Origin of the sequence: Pseudoalteromonas sp. CNC9-20 (genome assembly GCF_022347875.1) — a bacterium.
GTDB classification, from domain to species: domain Bacteria; phylum Pseudomonadota; class Gammaproteobacteria; order Enterobacterales; family Alteromonadaceae; genus Pseudoalteromonas; species Pseudoalteromonas ruthenica.
The window spans coordinates 47,190-66,218 of sequence record NZ_JAKRFS010000003.1; the positions used below are offsets into that span (position 1 = coordinate 47,190).

Annotated in this window: 17 protein-coding genes; 10 read left to right on the plus strand and 7 right to left on the minus strand. The window is 48.2% G+C overall.

Annotated features, from left to right (window positions below; translation table 11 throughout):
• Positions 1-31 precede the first annotated feature (31 nt).
• The 3 genes from polA to MHM89_RS07360 all read left to right on the plus strand — a co-directional run bounded on the left by polA (position 32) and on the right by MHM89_RS07360 (position 4,316).
• A complete protein-coding gene (gene polA / locus MHM89_RS07350; protein ID WP_239408510.1) occupies positions 32-2,764 on the plus strand; it encodes a DNA polymerase I in 2,733 nt (910 codons plus the stop codon).
• A 432-nt stretch (positions 2,765-3,196) separates the two neighbouring features.
• The gene (locus MHM89_RS07355) at positions 3,197-3,781 is read left to right on the plus strand and encodes a YceI family protein (protein ID WP_239408511.1); all 585 of its coding nucleotides are present in this window, start codon (positions 3,197-3,199) and stop codon (positions 3,779-3,781) included.
• On the plus strand, positions 3,771-4,316 hold the full coding sequence (locus MHM89_RS07360) for a DUF1285 domain-containing protein (RefSeq protein WP_138508887.1): 546 nt from the start codon (positions 3,771-3,773) through the stop codon (positions 4,314-4,316). The genes MHM89_RS07355 and MHM89_RS07360 overlap by 11 nt, the downstream gene beginning before the upstream one ends.
• Here MHM89_RS07360 and yihA read toward each other — a convergent pair.
• The gene (yihA, locus tag MHM89_RS07365; protein WP_022946631.1) at positions 4,280-4,927 is read right to left on the minus strand and encodes a ribosome biogenesis GTP-binding protein YihA/YsxC; all 648 of its coding nucleotides are present in this window, start codon (positions 4,925-4,927) and stop codon (positions 4,280-4,282) included. The genes MHM89_RS07360 and yihA overlap by 37 nt on opposite strands.
• 255 nt (positions 4,928-5,182) lie before the next feature.
• Here yihA and MHM89_RS07370 point away from each other — a divergent pair, with 255 nt between their 5' ends.
• The 4 genes from MHM89_RS07370 to MHM89_RS07385 all read left to right on the plus strand — a co-directional run bounded on the left by MHM89_RS07370 (position 5,183) and on the right by MHM89_RS07385 (position 8,117).
• Positions 5,183-5,815: a c-type cytochrome gene (locus tag MHM89_RS07370; RefSeq protein WP_022946632.1), complete on the plus strand. Its 633-nt coding sequence runs from the start codon at positions 5,183-5,185 to the stop codon at positions 5,813-5,815.
• Positions 5,816-6,388: 573 nt separating this feature from the next.
• Entirely contained in the window at positions 6,389-7,042 is a 654-nt protein-coding gene (locus tag MHM89_RS07375) for a class I SAM-dependent methyltransferase (protein WP_045980444.1), read from the plus strand.
• Positions 7,043-7,044: 2 nt separating this feature from the next.
• Positions 7,045-7,620, plus strand: a complete 576-nt coding sequence (gene yihI, locus MHM89_RS07380; RefSeq protein WP_239408512.1) for a Der GTPase-activating protein YihI — start codon at positions 7,045-7,047, stop codon at positions 7,618-7,620.
• Complete coding sequence (locus MHM89_RS07385) at positions 7,617-8,117, plus strand: DUF2489 domain-containing protein (RefSeq protein ID WP_022946635.1); 501 nt, start codon at positions 7,617-7,619, stop codon at positions 8,115-8,117. Before yihI ends, MHM89_RS07385 begins: the two co-directional genes overlap by 4 nt.
• A gap of 35 nt (positions 8,118-8,152) precedes the next feature.
• Here MHM89_RS07385 and hemN read toward each other — a convergent pair whose 3' ends face one another.
• Entirely contained in the window at positions 8,153-9,523 is a 1,371-nt protein-coding gene (hemN, locus tag MHM89_RS07390; protein ID WP_239408513.1) for an oxygen-independent coproporphyrinogen III oxidase, read from the minus strand.
• 83 nt (positions 9,524-9,606) lie between these two features.
• On the minus strand, positions 9,607-10,029 hold the full coding sequence (locus MHM89_RS07395) for a BLUF domain-containing protein (RefSeq protein WP_239408514.1): 423 nt from the start codon (positions 10,027-10,029) through the stop codon (positions 9,607-9,609).
• Positions 10,030-10,098: 69 nt separating this feature from the next.
• Between MHM89_RS07395 and MHM89_RS07400 the strand changes: the two genes are divergently transcribed.
• Entirely contained in the window at positions 10,099-10,860 is a 762-nt protein-coding gene (locus tag MHM89_RS07400; RefSeq protein WP_239408515.1) for an NADP-binding protein, read from the plus strand.
• On the opposite strand, the gene hutH is transcribed toward MHM89_RS07400, so the two are convergent.
• The 3 genes from hutH to hutC are packed head-to-tail and all read right to left on the minus strand — an operon-like array spanning position 10,857 to position 14,831.
• The gene (hutH, locus tag MHM89_RS07405) at positions 10,857-12,386 is read right to left on the minus strand and encodes a histidine ammonia-lyase (RefSeq protein WP_239408516.1); all 1,530 of its coding nucleotides are present in this window, start codon (positions 12,384-12,386) and stop codon (positions 10,857-10,859) included. The two genes, MHM89_RS07400 and hutH, sit on opposite strands and share 4 nt — an antisense overlap.
• Complete coding sequence (hutU, locus tag MHM89_RS07410; protein WP_239385198.1) at positions 12,379-14,067, minus strand: urocanate hydratase; 1,689 nt, start codon at positions 14,065-14,067, stop codon at positions 12,379-12,381. Before hutU ends, hutH begins: the two co-directional genes overlap by 8 nt.
• Before the next feature lie 50 nt (positions 14,068-14,117).
• The gene (gene hutC, locus MHM89_RS07415; RefSeq protein WP_045980439.1) at positions 14,118-14,831 is read right to left on the minus strand and encodes a histidine utilization repressor; all 714 of its coding nucleotides are present in this window, start codon (positions 14,829-14,831) and stop codon (positions 14,118-14,120) included.
• A gap of 116 nt (positions 14,832-14,947) precedes the next feature.
• On the opposite strand from hutC, the gene hutI reads away from it, so the two are divergent.
• Positions 14,948-16,174 (plus strand): imidazolonepropionase, encoded by a 1,227-nt coding sequence (hutI, locus tag MHM89_RS07420; protein WP_239408517.1) that lies wholly within the window; start codon positions 14,948-14,950, stop codon positions 16,172-16,174.
• Positions 16,175-16,253: 79 nt separating this feature from the next.
• Entirely contained in the window at positions 16,254-17,978 is a 1,725-nt protein-coding gene (locus MHM89_RS07425; RefSeq protein ID WP_151173296.1) for an EAL domain-containing protein, read from the plus strand.
• Here MHM89_RS07425 and MHM89_RS07430 read toward each other — a convergent pair.
• The gene (locus MHM89_RS07430; RefSeq protein WP_239408518.1) at positions 17,975-19,027 is read right to left on the minus strand and encodes a formimidoylglutamase; all 1,053 of its coding nucleotides are present in this window, start codon (positions 19,025-19,027) and stop codon (positions 17,975-17,977) included. The two genes, MHM89_RS07425 and MHM89_RS07430, sit on opposite strands and share 4 nt — an antisense overlap.
• Positions 19,028-19,029: the final 2 nt, after the last annotated feature.

Consider the following 19,029-nt stretch of genomic DNA (forward strand, 5'->3'; position numbering starts at 1 on the left):
TTAAAAAACTGACATGTTTGAGTGTTGAAAAATGGCGCAGATCGCAGAAAATCCGCTTATCCTCGTTGATGGTTCCTCTTATTTATTCCGTGCATATCATGCGCCACCACACCTAACTAATTCTAAAGGGGAAGCTACGGGGGCTATTTATGGCGTAGTCAACATGCTGAAAAGCCTGGTCAAGCAGTATGACCCTACGCACATGGTGGTGATTTTTGATGCCAAAGGGAAAACCTTTCGCAACGATATGTACAGTGAGTACAAGGCTAATCGCCCACCCATGCCGGATGACTTACGTACTCAGATAGAGCCGTTGCATAATATTATTCGTGCCATGGGTTTTCCTTTGATTAGTATTGAAGGGGTGGAAGCGGATGATGTGATTGGCACCTATGCACGTATTGCCAGTGAGCAGCAGCGTCATGTTTTGATATCCACAGGCGATAAAGATATGGCGCAGTTGGTCAACGAACACGTGACCTTGATTAATACCATGACGGGCAGTATTTCCGATCCCGATAGTGTAAAAGAAAAGTTCGGCGTGGGGCCCGATCGTATCATCGATTATTTAGCCTTGATGGGTGATAAAGTCGACAATATCCCGGGTGTAGAGGGATGTGGTCCTAAAACCGCAGTTAAGTGGCTCGACAAGTACGGCTCTCTCGATGAAGTGATTGCCCATGCCGATGAGGTAAAGGGCAAAATAGGCGACAAATTGCGCAATGCCGTGGAGCACCTGCCACTGAGCTACGAATTAGCAACGATCAAGCTCGATGTTGAACTCGACAGCGATTTGGAGCAGTTAAAACTGCAGCAACCTGATACCGATGCCCTGATTGAGCTATATGGTGAGTGTGAGTTCCGTCGTTGGTTGGCCGAAGTGCTGGATAAAGGCAGCAACACCGACACCCATCTTGATGCCCCCACCGATACTCAAGAAGTGCCAACCCGCGATGCTCATTACGAAACGATTTTAACCGAGCAGCAGCTGGATACTTGGGTGGATAAGCTTAATCAAGCTGAGCTCATTGCCTTTGATACCGAAACCACAAGCGTGAACTACATGGAAGCGCAGCTAGTCGGTATGAGTTTTGCTGTGACGGTTGGAGAAGCCGCTTATTTGCCGCTTACCCATGACTATCCTGGAGCACCGGAGCAACTGCCTCTTGACCTTGTATTGGCAAAAATTGGACCGATTTTGGCCGACGCTAACAAGGCGAAAGTAGGACAAAACCTTAAATACGATAAAAGTGTGTTAGCCAATGCTGGTATCGAGTTTAATGGTATTGCCTTCGATACCATGCTCGAGTCTTATGTCTTTAATAGCGTGGGTACTCGCCATGACATGGATTCCCTCGCGCTGAAATACCTGGGCCATAAAACCATTAGCTTTGAGGATATTGCCGGCAAGGGTAAAAAGCAACTGACCTTCAATCAGATTGAGTTAGAAAAGGCCGCTCCTTATGCTGCCGAAGATGCTGATATTACCCTGCGTTTGCACCAGCATTTGTGGCCAAAAGTTGAGGCGGATAGCAGTTTAAAAACCGTGTTTAGCGATATAGAACTGCCTTTGGTTAATGTGCTCTCTGATATTGAACGCACTGGCGTTGCCATTGATTCAACGATGCTAGCAAAGCACTCGCAGCGCCTTGGTGAGCGTTTGCAGGAGTTGGAAAAAGAAGCCTTCGACATAGCTGGCGAGGAGTTTAATCTAGGCTCGCCAAAACAGCTACAGGCGATTTTGTTTGAGAAGCTAGAACTGCCGGTGATCAAAAAGACTCCTAAGGGAGCTCCTTCAACCGCAGAAGAAGTCTTGCAAGAGTTGGCGCATGATTATCCGCTGCCTAAAGTCATTATTGAGCACCGAGGGCTGGCTAAACTGAAGTCAACTTACACCGACAAGCTACCGCTGATGGTGAACGAGAAAACTCAACGTGTGCACACCTCTTATCATCAAGCGGTGACCGCCACCGGACGTTTAAGCTCGACCGATCCTAACCTGCAGAATATTCCTATTCGTTCAGAAGAAGGTCGCCGCATCCGTGAGGCCTTTGTTGCCGCCTCTGGCTATAAAATTGTCGCTGCCGATTACAGTCAGATAGAGCTGCGCATCATGGCCCATCTTTCACAGGATAAGGGCCTGCTCAGCGCCTTCGCTGACGGCTTAGATGTGCACAGTGCCACTGCCAGCGAGGTTTTCTCTGTGCCATTGGAGGAAGTGAGCAGTGATATGCGCCGTAAAGCCAAAGCCGTTAACTTTGGTTTGATTTATGGTATGTCGGCATTTGGCCTCTCGAGGCAGCTCGATATTCCGCGCCATGAGGCCCAGCATTATATGGATAAATACTTTGAACGCTTCCCTGGCGTTTTAGAATATATGGAACGCACTCGAGAAGGAGCCGCAGATAAAGGCTATGTCGAAACGCTATTTGGTCGCCGTTTACATTTACCAGAGATCAATGCTCGCAATGGAGCACGGCGTAAGGCCGCAGAGCGGGCCGCAATTAATGCACCGATGCAGGGAACTGCTGCGGATATTATCAAAAAAGCGATGATCACCGTACACCAATGGGTGCAACAACAACCACAAGGCACGGTTAAACTATTGATGCAGGTACACGATGAGTTGGTGTTTGAAATTGCTGAGCAACATGTTGATGCCTACACCAAAGAAATCTGCAATCTTATGGCCAAAGCCGCTAGCTTAGATGTGCCGTTAATCGCCGAGGCGGATAGCGGAGATAATTGGCAGCAGGCACACTAGCATCAAGCAGCTTGAGTACTTTTGTGCTCAAGCTGCACTTAGTTAAAACCCTGTAAAAGAGTATAAGAAATAGTTTTATTTGGTTTATATAGGATTAAATAAGCGCTGTTGCGCGCGCTTTGCGTTTATTTCTCGATATTGATTTGCTACAGTCCGCGCGTCCTCATCCTGTAGGACATCCTGTTGATGATGTGCCACTCGCTTTGCGATGGTACAGCGTATTGATAGCTTCTCCCCAGATTGCTATACCGGCTTACCGTTTTGGTAGGCCGGCTTTTTCTACTCCTTCTCTGTTATGTTTTTTATTCTCTTTCCTAGCATTCCACTGGCTGATCCCTTACTCATTTTTTTAAGTATCCCTGAGTAGTTAGTTCACCAACAGATAGTTTATTGCTAGCATGGTGATAATCATTCTTATCGAAGGAAAGCGTAATGTTTAATAGTTTTGTTCGTTCTTTAATGTGTGGAGCGCTGCTTGTTGGCAGTACCAGTGCATTAGCTGCGTGGCAGGTAGATAATAATCACAGCCGCGTAAATTTTGTCTCAGTAAAGAATAACGCTATTGCGGAGAACCACTTCTTCAAAGACGTTTCAGGCAGCGTTGATGAGAGCGGCATGTTTAAGCTAGCGATCGATCTCAACAGTGTTGAGACGCAGATCCCGATTCGCAACGAGCGCATGCAGAAATTTCTTTTTAACACCGTCGAGTTTCCCGCGATGGAAGTTACTGCGAATGTCAGTGAGTTAATCGCACAAGCGAAAGATACCGGCGTGGCTCAAGGAACTGTTCAAGCACAGCTCGCGTTACACGGTAAAACTAAGGCTCAGCAAATAGCTGTGAGCGTGGTGGCAAGTCGTGCCGGTGACCTGGTGGTTAGTTCTATGATGCCAGTGTTAGTAAGTCCTGCTGACTTTGCGTTGCAACCGGGGATCGACAAGTTGAAGTCATTAGCCGGGTTAGACTCTATAACTCGCGCCGTTCCTGTCTCTTTTGTATTGACCTTAAATGAGCAGTAATGAGCAAGCGCTAGCGGCTCTGTCGCAGCAACTTGAAGGGCAAATTGCGCCTTTAGATCAATGGTCGCCGCAGCAATGCGGCACCATCGACATTCATATTACTGCAGATGGTCGTTGGTTCCATCACGGCACCGAAATTAAACGTGCTCGTTTAGTTAAGTTGTTTGCTTCGGTGTTGTGGCGTGAGCAAGGGCAGTACTACCTAAAAACCCCTGTTGAACAGATGGCTATCAGGGTGGACGATGCGCCGCTATTAATTGTTGATTGGCGTTTAGCTACAGCGCAAAACGCAGCGCATCCAGCGGTTATTTGTATCGATAATATTGGCCGTGAATTTGTGCTCGGCGCACAGCATCCGCTGCTTATACATGCCGATCCGCAAGGGCAGAAGCTGCCTTATCTGCAGCTGCCTTATGGGGTGCAAGCGAAATTAGCGCGTACGGTGTATTATGCGTGGGCCGAGCAGCTCGCTCAGCCCCAGGGTGAGGAGTTTATAATCTATTCGGCAGGAGAGTCGTTTTCACTCGGCGGCTGAGTGACAACAGGCCCTAAAAACCACTCATCTAGCTGCTTTCTTAACTCATTCAAGCCGGTACCTTTAAGCGACGAGAATGCGTGTACAGTGATATTGTCTGCTACCTCAGCAAGCTCGCGGCGCACCTTTAGCACCTCAGACTTACGTTTGCCTTGCTTGAACTTATCAGCCTTAGTCAGTAGCGCCAACACAGGAATGTCGCTGGAGCTGGCCCACTCGATAAGTTGACGGTCGAGATCTTTTAGGGGATGACGTATGTCCATCAACACTACTAAGCCTTTTAGACTCTCGCGCTTTTGTAAATACTCACCTAAAGAGCGTTGCCATTTTAGTTTCATCTCCATTGGCACTTTGGCAAAACCATATCCAGGTAAGTCAATTAGCCGCTGATCCTCTTGCAACGCAAAAGTATTGATCAATTGTGTGCGTCCAGGCGTTTTACTAGTACGAGCGAGTTTTTGTTCGGTCAGCGTATTTAGTGAACTGGATTTACCGGCATTAGAGCGCCCTGCAAACGCGATCTCAATACCTGTGTCCTCCGGTAATTTACTGATATCCGGGGCACTTGTTATAAACTTAGCTTGCGTATAATCAACGCGGGATTTGGCCACATGAACTCCTCAGTGAGGCACCAAAATTAGATTAACCGCTAGTTTATATCAGAAAGCGGCTAAGCTAAAGGTGCAAGCAATGGGTCAGGAAAGCTCGGCAAAACTATGCGCTGAGACAAATTTTCCTTAAAACCCCGCATTTTATAAGCTTAATGTGGGCAGAAAACGTGCCAGAGAAATTTTTATCGTGTAGAATAGAGCCATTGCATCGAAAAGATTGTAAACGAATACAGGGTCCGAAACAGAGAATTTACCATGAAGAAATTAGCACTATCCTTAACTATGTTAGTTGGTGTGTTGAGTGCAAACAACGCAGCAGCATTTGATGGCGACGCCAGCGCAGGTAAAGACAAATCGGCGACATGTGCTGCGTGTCATGGCGCTGATGGTAACGCGCCTGTCACCATGTACCCTAAGATCGCAGGTCAGCACGCTGAATATCTATATAAGCAGCTTAAAGAATTTAAATTAGGCATGACCTCTGGGGGCGAAGAAGGTCGCGCGGATCCAGTCATGGGTGGCATGGCAATGCCTTTGAGCGATCAAGATATGAAAGACTTGTCTGCTTATTTTGCCTCGCTCAATATGTCTGAGGGCACAACCCCTGAAGATGTTGTCGAGCAGGGCGAAATGCTTTACAAAGCAGGTGACGCTGAACGTGGAATTCCTGCTTGTGCTGCGTGCCATGGTCCTCGTGGTAACGGTACATCTTTAGCTGGATTCCCAAAAATCTCGTTCCAGCATGCGGAATACCTTAAGGCGCAGCTAGAGAAATTCCGTGATGGTGCACGTGCAAATGACCACAATGGTATGATGCGTGACATCGCTAAGAAATTGACCGATGAAGATATCGAGGTCTTATCAAAGTACCTAGGTGGTCTACACTAAAATTCAGCCTCGTCCAAATGGATGAGGTTTTGAAAAGTGACTAAGAAAGCAGCATTAGCTGCTTTTTTTGTGCATGTTAATTAAGTTGACGATATCTCCACCTGCTTGTAAGACATTGACCATATGTGAATGTAATCTATTGCTCATTTTAAATCACTAAATAAACCTTAACTTAATGAAATTAAAAAACTTACCTATTTTGGTACAGCAACAAAACTACAAAAAATAGTTAAACCAGTTGTAACTAAGTTATGAATCAGTAAATTAGTTGCTGTCGCAACAAACAATAACAACAGGGAAATTCGTAACGGAATCGCGGCAAGTTTGTGCGCTAGGGGAGCATCGAAAGATGCACAACCAAGGAAGAATAACAAAGAGTTAGGAAGACCGAGAAAAATAAAACACCACACGGAAGATAATAAAAACAATACGGAAAGTGATAACAAAAATAATAAAATAAGACTTAAAATCAAGTCGAAGGGAGAAGTGTCCAAATTCATTTTGGCGCTCGAGTTGCGAGGCGGTAGAGGTTAGCTCTACCGCCTTTTTATTTGTCCTGTTACAATAGACGCTATGAAAGCGAATACCTGCCCGCTGTGTCAAAGCCCAAACCCAAATCACTACTACCGCGATAAAGTACGCGACTACTGGCAATGCCAGCGTTGTGCATTGGTGTTTGTAGCGGCGTGCCAATACGTAACGGCAGCACAAGAGAAGGCCATCTATGATCATCATGAGAATGATCTTGATGATCCAGGGTATCGTCGTTTCCTAAGCAGGGTCTTTAATCCGTTGCAGCAGCGTTTAGTTGCTCGAAGTAAAGGCTTAGATTTTGGCTGTGGGCCAGCGCCCTTACTCGCTGCTATGTTGCAAGAGCAAGAACATACAGTGGCATTGTATGATCTCTATTACTACCCTGATCAATGTGTGCTTAATGATCGTTATGACTTTATATGCAGCACCGAAGTAATAGAGCATTTGGCCGAACCTAATATTGTCCTTGGACAATGGTACGAATTATTACGCCCAGGGGGCACTTTGGCTTTGATGACCAAGTTAGTTATCAATGCTGAGCGTTTTGCCACCTGGCACTATAAAAATGATCCAACACACATTGCCTTTTATAGCAAAGATACCTTTGCTTATATCGCCGAGCAGTTTGGATTTAATGTGGAATTTATTGCGGCTGATGTGATCTTCTTAACACGGCCGCGCGATAGAGATTAACTATGACGAGAAAGAAAAAGTCCCGCAAGGTCATCAACAACGGCACTGCGCGTTTAAGTAAAGATAAGCTCAGAGAGCTGCGAGCGATGAAAGAGCAGCGCAGCAAGAAAAAGAAAAAAGGTGCCGAGCCCGGTAACCGTAATTCACAACTTTTAAAAGTTGAGGGTAGCGAGAGCAGTGAGAGCGGCAAAACAGATAAGCGGGTGGGCAGCAAAAAGCCTGTGAGTTTAACACCACAGGCACCTAAACAGAGCAAGCCTGAGTCTAAGCCTCGGCGCAACCTTCAACCACAAGCGACTCTGCGCCAAGCGCATGAGCCAGAACTGAGTCCGCAACAAGAGTTGGCACAGATTGAAGCGGATGAGCGCCTGCTAGCGCTTATTGAGCGTCACGATCAGGGCGAAGTTTTAACAGGCAAAGATGCAAAATATTTTAATGCCAAGGTCGCACGTCATGAGCAACTGTGTGAAATACTGGGCATTGATGATGAAGACTTTGCGGATGACGAAGATTTGCTTGATAGTTATATGAATGACTCGTTGGCGGATGAGTGGCTAGACGAAGAGGATAAAGAATGAATTCCATGTGGATCATTGCCATCGTAATTGGGGCGCTGATCATTGCTGGGTTGGCTTTTTACGCAGGGCGCTTGATTTGGCAAGTGAAGGAGCAAAATCAGGCGATTGCAGCTAAACGAGCGGAGCTCGCCGAAAAGCGCTTAGCCCGTAATGCAAAATTGAGTGATAGTATCCACCTGCTCGCGAAAGCGATGAAAGAAGGTCAATGTGAATACTCGGAAGGGTGTTTACGAGTGTGGGTACTTATGAGTCAGTACAGCTTCGATCAAGAGCGCGACTTGCAGGCGCACTATCCGGGTGTCTATGCCATGTACGATGCGGTCAAGGACTTACCTACTCATGAGGCACGTAAAAAGTATTCGAAGAAGGAAATCTTCAAGCAAGACAGTGCGCGCTGGCGTAAAGAAAAAGAGTTGGAAGCGGACATTCTTGAGGATGCAGAAAAAATCCTCAGTGAATTTACAGCTGACCCCAACAGTAAGCATGTGTTTATGTAAGAAAAGCCGCTGTACAGCGGCTTTTCTTATCGCTTCTATATTACTCGAGAAAAGCGTTGTTGGTTGAGTTTTTGTTGTAAGTATTGATCAAAACACATACAGATAATGCGAATGAAGAGAATGCCTTTTGCAGTTACGCGAATATGCTGCTCACTAACGCTAAGCATGTCATCGTTAATAAACCCCTGTAACTGCGCCAACTCGTTGGCAAAGTGGGCTTTAAAGTTTATATCGTAGTGATTTGAGAATGCGTCCATATCTAGCTCAAAGTGGCAAATAAGCTGCTTTATTACCGCCGCGCGAATATGGTCTTCATCGTTGAGTGTCAGTGCTTTACAGGCACTCAGAGTATGATGTTCTAACGCTTGATAATACAGCTTCAACTCTTTGTGGTTTTGAATAATGTGATTGCCCAGTTGCGAAATGGCGGACACGCCTAAACCCAGTAGGGGAAGGTCGCCGCCGAGAGTGTATCCTTGAAAGTTCCGGTGCAGATGACCTTGGCGCTGAGCGACAGCCAGTTCATCGTCCGGCTTGGCAAAGTGGTCCATACCAATGAATTGGTATCCAGCCGCGAGCATGGCAGAGAGGGTTTCTTTAAACATCGTCAGCTTGGCTTGGGCACTGGGCAAATCGGCGTCTTTAATTTTGCGCTGCGCGGCAAAACGCTCTGGCAGATGGGCATAATTAAATACCGAGACGCGATCCGGGCCAATATCAATTAGTCTGGCAATCGAGCGCGCAAAGGAAGCCGTTGATTGTTTCGGTAATCCGTAGATCATATCAACATTGACCGAGGTAAAGCCTACCGCTTGCGCGCGACGAACCAGTTGTTCTACATCCTGTGCGCACTGTGGCCGATTAACGGCGTTTTGTACCTCATCATTGAAGTCTTGAACACCAAAAGAAATACGATTAAAACCGAGCGCCTTAAGCTCATCAATGCGCTCTAGCGGTAAAGCGCGGGGATCAACTTCAATGCTGCGTTCACTGTCGCTGGCAATATTAAAGTGCTCATTAATGAGTGCCATTAAGCGGTGCATCTGTGCGCTATCTAAAAATGTTGGCGTGCCGCCGCCCAAGTGCAGCTGTTTAACTTTTAAGTGGCGGCTATGCTCACTTAATAGCGCCATTTCCTGGCCTAGATAATCCAGGTATAAATCCGCTTTATGTTGGTGGCGGGTGACAATTTTATTGCAGCCGCAGTAATAGCAAAGTTGGTGGCAGAAGGGGATGTGAATATACAACGATAATTCATCGCCCTGACACTGATTTAGTGCGTTTATTAGCGTATTGCCATCGGCCCCATCGGTTAATTGTAAAGCCGTAGGATAAGAGGTATATCTCGGGCCAGAAACGTTGTATTTGTTTATTAGCTCATTGTGCCATTGTACTTGTGCTATCACGACGCTCTCTCACACAGGTGGAAGTGCGGCTAGTTTACTTAACTTGCACAGCGGTGCTTTGATCTACAGCAATTGAGCGTGAACTATTCCAAAGTCGGGGTATTGCGTGCCAGTTCAACCAGTAGAGCATGGGCACTATCGCCGGTCATTTCATACGGATTAAACTCACTTTTGCCGCTAAAGCGCATGGTGGTTTCGCGAATAATGCTTGAAGCGGGGATATAACCCATACTCCAACGGCCAAAATTACGTTCAGTGATCTCACCATAGCTCAGCAGCAGTATATCTTTATGCCGTGTATCGCTTAGTATGCGCTGGTACAAAGCATTCACTCTGGCTCTTGAGCCTTCTAAACACTGTAAAAAGTATTCATGGTTGAAACAGAGTAATCCTGATATATCGTTACTTCGGTTGTTGCTGCGCGAGTGCTCTAAAATTTGTGCCACATCGTCAGTGCTGAGAGAATCACTGACACGGGAAGCGTAAACTAAACGAACTAAAAACATAGCAAGTTGAATTCCTTGGTGTTGTACTGTGCAAAGTGTAGATGGCGGTGAGTTAATTTGGGAGAAAATATGACAAAAAAAATCGTGATTATTGGAGCCGGTTGGCTTGGTGAAGCGCTAGCACAGCGCTGTTTATCCTCAGGGTGGCAGGTACAAGCAACGCACCGTCGTCGTGGTGAGCAAAGTCACGAACGTCAATTTGTTATTAACGAGCGTGGTGAACTTGAGCATGACCTCGATTTAACCGATGCGTTTTGGCTATGCGCAATGACTCCGGGGAGTCGAAACCCCAATAGCAACTACCTACAAAGCCTCGAGGCGGCGCTGGCGCTCTATCAAACATTGCATGGCCGAGGGTTCGTATTGTGCTCAAGTTCGGGTATCTACCCTCAACAGAGTGGCGACTACAAAGAAAGCAGTGAATTGACGCTAAGCAGTGAACGCCAGCAGCGTTTGTTTGCTGCCGAACAGCGCGTGTTACAACAGGGGGGTCGGGCACTGCGTCTAGGAGGTCTTATAGGCCCGAAGCGGGAACCGGGGCGTTTTGTTAGTGGTAAAGCGCTGTCATCGCATGGCGATGATGTGGTGAACATGGTGCACCGTGACGATGTGATTGACGGCATTTTGCAGCTATTGTCGCACTATGAGCAAACGCAAAGCGTTTACAATTTGGTTCATCCACAGCACCCTACGAAACAGCAATATTACCGTGATCATTGTCAGCGTTTGGGCAATGAGCCTCCGACCTTTACCAATCAGAGGCCCATTAGACGGCGTATCGATGGGAGCGCCATCGAACAATTAGGGTTTAGTTATCAGCAACCCATTTAGGCCGACGGCAACATCCCGTCAATCAGAGTACATAGTGCGCGCTCTTTGAGCAATTGATTAGCGCGCTCAATATCGGGGGCGAAATACCGGTCCTTGTCATAGTAAGCGACGTGCTCTCGCAAAGTGGCCTTGGCTTGCTCAACACTGGCGGCCGCTTTTAGCGGAGCGCGAAAATCAAGCCCTTGCGCACTGGCTAAATACTCTACTGCGAGTACACCGCGAGAATTCTCCGCCATATCTTGCAGTCGTCGCGCAGCAAAGGTGGCCATCGACACATGGTCTTCTTGGTTGGCTGAGGTGGGTAGGCTATCGACCGATGCTGGGTGGGCTAAGGATTTATTCTCCGAGGCCAAAGCTGCTGCGGTGACTTGGGCTATCATAAAACCCGAATTTACGCCTCCGTTTTCCACCAAAAATGGCGGTAGTTTAGATAAGTTCGAATCTATGAGTAGGGCGATACGGCGCTCAGACAGCGCGCTGATTTCGCTGATCGCTAAGGCGAGATTGTCCGCCGCCATGGCGATGGGCTCGGCATGAAAGTTGCCCCCGGAAATGATTTCACCTTGCTCGGCAAAGACCAGCGGGTTATCGGTGACGCCATTGGCCTCGACTAGAATGACTTCACTGGCTTGGCGAATTTGCGTTAAGCAGGCCCCTAGTACTTGTGGCTGGCAGCGTAAGCAGTAAGGGTCTTGCACTTTTTCACAGTCGATATGGGCGCGGCTAATGGCTGATTCTTTATCTAGCAGTTGCCGAAAAACTTGGGCGCTGTCGATTTGCCCTTGTTGGCCTCGGGCGAGGTGAATACGCTCGTCAAAAGGTGCCCGTGAGCCCATCGCCGCCTCAATGCTCATGGCGCCGATAACCGCACTTTGTGCCCATAAATCCTCGCCCTGAAATAACCCCTCTAAGGCTAATGCCGTCGACGCTTGGGTGCCGTTGAGTAGTGCCAAGCCTTCTTTCGCGGCAAGGGTGATGGGGGTCAAGTTAGCTTTGGCGAAGGCTTGCGCTGCTGGCAAGATATTACCTTGATAGCGCACTTCTCCTTCGCCCAATAGCGGTAGGCACATATGTGCTAAGGGCGCTAAGTCTCCGGATGCGCCCACCGAGCCCTTAATGGGAATGCACGGGTAAATACCAGCATTAACTTGGGCAATTAAGAGATCGATAACGCATTGTCGCACGCCGGAAAAACCGCGTGATAACGAGTTGATTTTCAACAACATCATTAACCGAACTGTACTATCTTGCATCAACTCACCAATACCGGCAGCATGTGAGAGCACAATAGAGCGCTGCAGCAGTTCTAGTTCCGGCTCAGCAATTTTGGTGTTCGCAAGTAAGCCAAAGCCAGTATTAATGCCATAAACGGTTCGCTTATCCTTAATCACTTGTTGCACGCAGGCGGCGCTTGCGGCGATAGCGCTCAAAGCACTCTCGTCTAAGGTGATATTGATAGGTTGTTGCTGCGCTTGGCGCAAAGTGGCTAAATCGAGCTGACCAGGGTGCAGGTGAACATTAATCATGGCGCTGTTCCTTATTGACCATAGGTAAATCTAAGCCTTGCTCGGTAGCGCAGTCTATGGCGATATCGTAGCCGGCATCAGCATGGCGCATCACTCCGGTAGCGGGGTCGTTCCACAGCACTTTCCCCAGTTTGTCGTGTGCTTCATCGCTGCCATCGGCAACAATGACTACCCCAGCATGTTGGCTAAAGCCCATGCCTACGCCACCACCATGGTGTAGTGACACCCAAGTGGCGCCGCCAGCGGTGTTCAGTAACGCGTTTAATAACGGCCAATCCGATACCGCATCTGAGCCATCGCGCATCGCTTCTGTTTCGCGGTTAGGGCTTGCAACTGAGCCAGAATCAAGGTGATCGCGGCCAATGACAACCGGCGCTTTTAGTTCACCGTTTTTAACCATGGTGTTAAAGGCTTGCGCTAAGCGGGCGCGATCTTTGAGCCCTACCCAACAAATACGAGCCGGTAGGCCTTGGAATTGAATACGCTCACGGGCCATATCGAGCCAATTATGCAGATGCGGATCATCGGCAATAAGCTCTTTCACCTTGGCATCGGTTTTATAAATGTCTTCTGGGTCGCCCGATAAAGCCACCCAGCGGAAGGGACCAATACCTTGGCAAAAGAGTGGGCGAATATAAGCAGGCACAAAACCAGGGAAATCGAAGGCGTTATTGACGCCCATATCTTGTGCCATTTGGCGAATATTGTTGCCATAATCTGTGGCAGCGGCGCCTGCGTGTTGCATGGCGAGCATGGCACGTACCTGCACCGCCATGGATTGCTTCGCTTCGCGTACCACCCGCTCTGGGTCTTGCTGGCGCAGCTCATGAGCTTGCTCCAGAGTCCATCCCTGTGGCAAATAGCCATTTAATGGATCATGAGCGGAGGTTTGGTCGGTGACCACATCGGGTGTAACTTGACGCTCAACCAGCTCGCTGTAAACATCGGCGGCGTTACCTAATAACCCCACTGAGATTGCTTCACCTTGAGCGCAGGCGCTGTTAATCATTGCTAAGGCTTCGTCTAAGCTACTGGCTTGTTTATCCAGGTAGCGGGTTTTTAGACGAAACTCAATTCGGCTTGGGTCACACTCAACGACTAAGGCACTAAAGCCTGCCATGGTTGCTGCTAACGGCTGGGCTCCGCCCATGCCTCCTAGGCCGCCGGTGAGGATCCAACGGCCCTTTGCTTGACCTTCAAAATGCTGTTTGGCCATTGCCACAAAGGTTTCATAGGTTCCTTGCACTATGCCCTGAGAGCCAATATAAATCCATGAGCCAGCAGTCATTTGTCCGTACATCATCAGACCTTGTTTATCGAGCTCGTTAAAGTGCTCCCAATTAGCCCAATGAGGCACCAAATTTGAATTCGCGATGAGCACTCGGGGAGCATTGCTGTGGGTTGTAAAAACGCCAACAGGCTTTCCTGATTGCACCAATAAGGTTTGGTCGTCCTCAAGGCGGTCTAGGGTGCGAATGATCTCATCAAAACAAGGCCAGTCACGAGCTGCGCGGCCTATCCCGCCGTACACAACCAGTGCTTCAGGGTGCTCGGCAACCTCAGGGTCGAGGTTATTCATTAGCATGCGTTTAGCAGCTTCAGTTTGCCAGCTTTTAGCGGCGATTTTATCACCGTGCGGGGCGCGAATAACGCGGCTATTATCTAATCTGTGTGTTGTCATAATGTCACCTGTTGATAGGTTGTATATACAATTGGTTTTTATAAAATTTTTTAACTGCGTTTAGTGAATGTTAAATGGCCACCCAAGCGATATTTGCTGCCCGGAGATACAAGCCTAGCGAAGCTAACAATGCCTCTTTGTGACCAGGTGCGACGGATCACTTGTAAGCAAGGCTCTTCGTTATAGAGGTTTAACCACGTACACATTTGTTGGTTTGGAGTAATAGCCTCGACCGTATGTCGGGCCTCGGTCAGAGGGGCAACTTGAGATAAATACTCATGTGGCGTCAGGGTATGAAAATCCTGTTGCAGGTAGTTAGGTGCCAGCTCCGGGTTAACAAAGCGTTCTTCTACTTGCAGGGGCGCATCATTTTCAAAGTGCACTAATACTGAGTGATACACCTGCTCGCCGGGCTCCACGCCTAGCGCAATAGCGATGGGGGCAACGGCATCAATGGACTCTAGGGTTACCGGCGCACAACTGTAACTATGGTTACGTTCACGCACCTCATCGGCGATGTTACGGATCTCCAACAGTGATGACTGTGATTTAAAACTGGCAACGAAGCTCCCTAAGCCTTGAGTGCGAGTGAGTATGCCGGCATCGGTAAGCTCACTTAGAGCGCGGCGTGCGGTCATACGGCTGACTGCAAACTGCTGCGCGAGCTGGTTTTCTGATGGCACACGTTGGAACTCTTGCCATTGTCCGCTGCGGATCTGGGTTAAAATATGATCTTTAATTTGATGATACTTAGCTGACGACATGGGGGCTCCTAATCAATACCATCGCGGCACTTTGCACTGCCTTGGTTATTATGTAAACATGGCATAAATATCTTGTATATACAAGCTTAGCAATTTACTCATTAGGAGCACGTCTAATGCACGCGGATCACATTATAGTAGATGTAAATATCGCCACTATGGAGCCTCAAGGTGATGACCTTTATGGTGTTATCGAGCAAGGAGCCGTGGTCATGGGTGAGGGGGTTATTCAATGGCTTGGGCCGATGAGTGAGCTCCCAGAACTGGATTTATTAAGTATTCCTGTGACCTCGGCAAAAGGGGCGTGGGTGACTCCAGGGCTCATCGATTGCCATACTCACTTGGTGTTTGCCGGTAATCGTGCACGAGAATTTGAGCGCCGTTTACAAGGAGAAAGTTACCAAGCTATTGCTGAGCAAGGGGGGGGGATTGCGACCACCGTGAGCGCAACCCGCGCGGCAGAGCCGGAACAGTTGTACGTTAGCGCCAAACAGCGTCTTGATGCGCTCTACGCTGAAGGGGTGACCACAGTAGAGACAAAATCAGGGTATGGTTTAAACCTAGCTGCTGAGCTAAAACTGCTGGAGGTCGCCAAGTTACTTGATAGCCATCATCCAGTATCAATTCAGAGCACATTTTTAGGTGCCCATGCATTGCCAAAAGAGTATCAAGGTGACAGTGATGGTTATATCGACCTGGTATGTGAGCAGATGCTCCCTGAAGTGGCGGCCAAGAAACTGGCCAGTGCGGTAGATGTTTTTTGTGAGCATGTTGGTTTTTCCCATGCGCAAACGGAGCGGGTGCTTAAGGCGGCGCAGGATTTAGGCTTCAAACTTAAGCTCCATGCCGAGCAGCTCTCTAATATGGGCGGTACTGCCTTGGCTGCGAAATATCAGGCGTTATCGAGTGACCATCTTGAATACCTTGACGAACAAGGGGTTAAGGCAATGGCACAAAGCGGTATGGTTGCGGTGTTGCTCCCGGGGGCGTTCTATTACCTTAGAGAGAGTCAGTATCCACCGATAGAGTTGTTGCACCGTTATAATGTGCCTATCGCGATTGCCACTGATTTTAATCCCGGCACATCCCCGTTGTGCTCATTGCAGCTAATGATGAATATGGCCTGTACTTTGTTTCGACTAACACCAGCGCAAGCATTACAAGGTGTGACATGTCATGCGGCACGAGCGTTAGGGCTTGCAGATAGAGGTACGCTTGCAGCAGGGATGCGTGCCGATGTGGCGTTGTGGGACATTGAACACCCCGCACAATTAAGTTACGAATTTGGAACCAAGCCCTTGAAACAACTGTGGATTCAGGGAGTGTTAAGCAAAACTTTCTGATCATGGGCGGCTAAATTATAAGCGGCTATACTTGGCTTATTAACAAGCGTCAGCCGCGTCAACAATAACGATAATAATCATGATCACCAGCATTCATTTGAGCGCCTTTATTAGCGGACTGTTTATGATGGCGCTAATCGTCAGCGTTGTTCTTGTCAGTGAGCGCCGTGATGGGTTAAGTGCGATGTTCTACTCAATCGCTGGGCTGGCCTATATCAGTGGCTATTGGCAAGTCGCCAGCGTCATTTTGTTAGGCGCTTATGGCGTTCGTTGTTGGCTTGTATACCGGCATCAAAATAAACGATTACTGCTTGGCAAGGGTGGGTTAGTGCTATTGCAGAGCTTGCTGATAGCAACGCACCTCTCTTTTGAGCTACACAGCGCTTGGTTATGCATCGTCCCTTTGTTGTTGCAGCTTAGCGCTTATATGGAGCTGAGCTTTAGTGAGCCGGAAGTTGTATCCAACCAACAAACTAATACACTTGATAACCACTCTCTCCCTATTATTTCTTGGCCGCAAGCGTTAGCGCAATATCAAGATTGGAGCGCCAATAATCGTGCTGATATCGCCTTGATCTTAGTGCAAATAGAAGGCTATGAGCCTCTTAACCGTCAGCTCGGGCAAGAATTCGCTGAGCTATTATTGATGCAAGCTTTAACGCGGATGAATCAAGTCATCGACCACCCGCAAGTGTTAAATCTCAATGTGCCGCGACGACAAGTGCAACAGAGCGCGCAACTTTTCCAAGTTGCTCCGCTGTGTTACGGCACCGTGGTGGTCTTTGACCAAGAGCGACACGTACATGAGCAAGTTGCTCAGCAGCTAGCCGATGCCGCTCAGCGGCCGTTCAATTCTCAGCAAGGTATCGTCGAGCTAAAACCACATATCGCTATCGTACAAGGGGCGAGTTCAGCATCAAGCCTTGATGACATGTTGCAGTGCGCGTTTAAAACGCGTGACTTTTATCCCGAGCAACGCATTAGTCATTACAGCGCTGAGCTAGAGCAGCAGGTGCAAGCCCACGAAGTACAACTGAAAGAGTTAGAAAAGGTCGATTTTGAGCAAGACTTTGTGCTTTATTTTCAGCCTGTAATTGGATTGCCCAAACAAGAGCTCTTGTATGTAGAATTATTACTACGATGGCAGCACCCAGAAAAAGGGTTATTAAAAGCCGAAGAATTTATTGCTGATCTGCGCGCCGTAGGACGTGGTTATAAGCTGGCATTTCATGTGCTTGAACGTGCAGCGGAAATGGCCTTGGCATTAAAAATGGACGGGCAGCCGACCCCGATAAGCATTAACTTGTATGGTGAAGAAGTCCTGCACGATGAGTTTGTTGATTTTGCTGAGCGTATGGTACGAGAGCATAATCTTGCTCATGGCGATTTAATTGTTGAATGTCCTCTGCCAGTGCTTATGTCGCTGGATAATCGCGCTTTGTCATTGTTAACTCGGTTACACCAGGTAGGGGTTCACGTTTGTTTGGATGGCCTTGGCGAAACGCCGCTATTTTTAGCGAAATTGCCGAAGCTCAAGCTAAGTTACGTCAAAGTAGACCCCGCATTGACCGAAGATGTTGATTACACCAGCGCCAACAAAGCGCTACTCAATGGCCTTATTGACATGCATCGCCACCTAAAGGCGCAAGTGATTTGCCAAGGTATTGAAACCGAAGCCCAGCTTAGCTATATCAAAGAGTTCAATGTGCAAGGCGCGCAAGGGTTCATTTTTACCCAGCCTTTACCATTAGAAGGGTTATTAGGGTGGGGGCGACAGTGGCGTCACCAGCAATCTTTCAGCTAGCGTTGGTATCTTGCACGTAAAAAAGCAATAACTAAGGCAGTGAGAATTTGCCCAGCGGCATTCGCACCAGCGTCATAACCATTGGGGTCTTGCTCTGGAGCCGCTTCGCACAAATGAATGTACGCCAGCGCCGAAGTGCGTGCAGCGCAAAAGACATATTGCTCAGCTTCGCTAAGGCTTACACCTCGGTGATTAAACGCACTGGCTGGCGCGCAGGTAATGGCATCGACATCCAACTCTATGGCCAGTGGGCTATTAAGAGTAAAGCTGTGTAGGGCGCTATTCACCGACTCTGCTATTGATGTGGTCGTGGCTACTTTAAGAGCATGATAACTGGTATAGCTGGCGTGATGTTCATGCAGTGCGGCTAATATATCTTGGTTATTTTTCTGTTCATCCAGAGCAATGACATGGTAGCCCTGTAAATATCCCCGGCGTGCCGCGTAGTGAAAACCATTGCCACTGTGGCGTCCCTCAAGTGCACGAAAATCACCGTGTGGGTCTAGATTGAGCGCATTGATGGCGCAGCCGAAATGCTTGCTGCTTGCGCTCAGTAACGGGTAACAATTATTGTGACCGCCACCTATTACTATCGGGGTTAGTCCGGCCGCTAGAATAGCTGCCACTACAGGCTCGACTAACTGATCTATATTCTCACACAAGGCCCGCAGGCGTACGGTGTCGTCTGGATCAAGATTATCCAAAGCCTGGCTTTGCAGCTGCAGCGCTTGGCAGTCTATTTCCCCTAGCAGGAGTGTATCTTGTACGGGGGTAAATTCATTGACAGGAAGGTTTAAAAACTTTGATAAAAAAGCGCGAAAACCTTGTTGAGCACCGCCTTTACCTAAGTTTGCCCGAGGGCCTATATCTTCTGGAATACCAAGAATAACGTAACGTATGCCAAAGGCATAAGCATCTTTGAGGGCTTGACTGAACTCCAAACGCGTATCGAGCAAGGCCATCGCCTGCCACACACGCTGTTCGCCGGAGCGAGCAGCCACTATGCCTTGTAAGCTCTGCTCATCATAAATAGTGACTGCATGGTTCATAT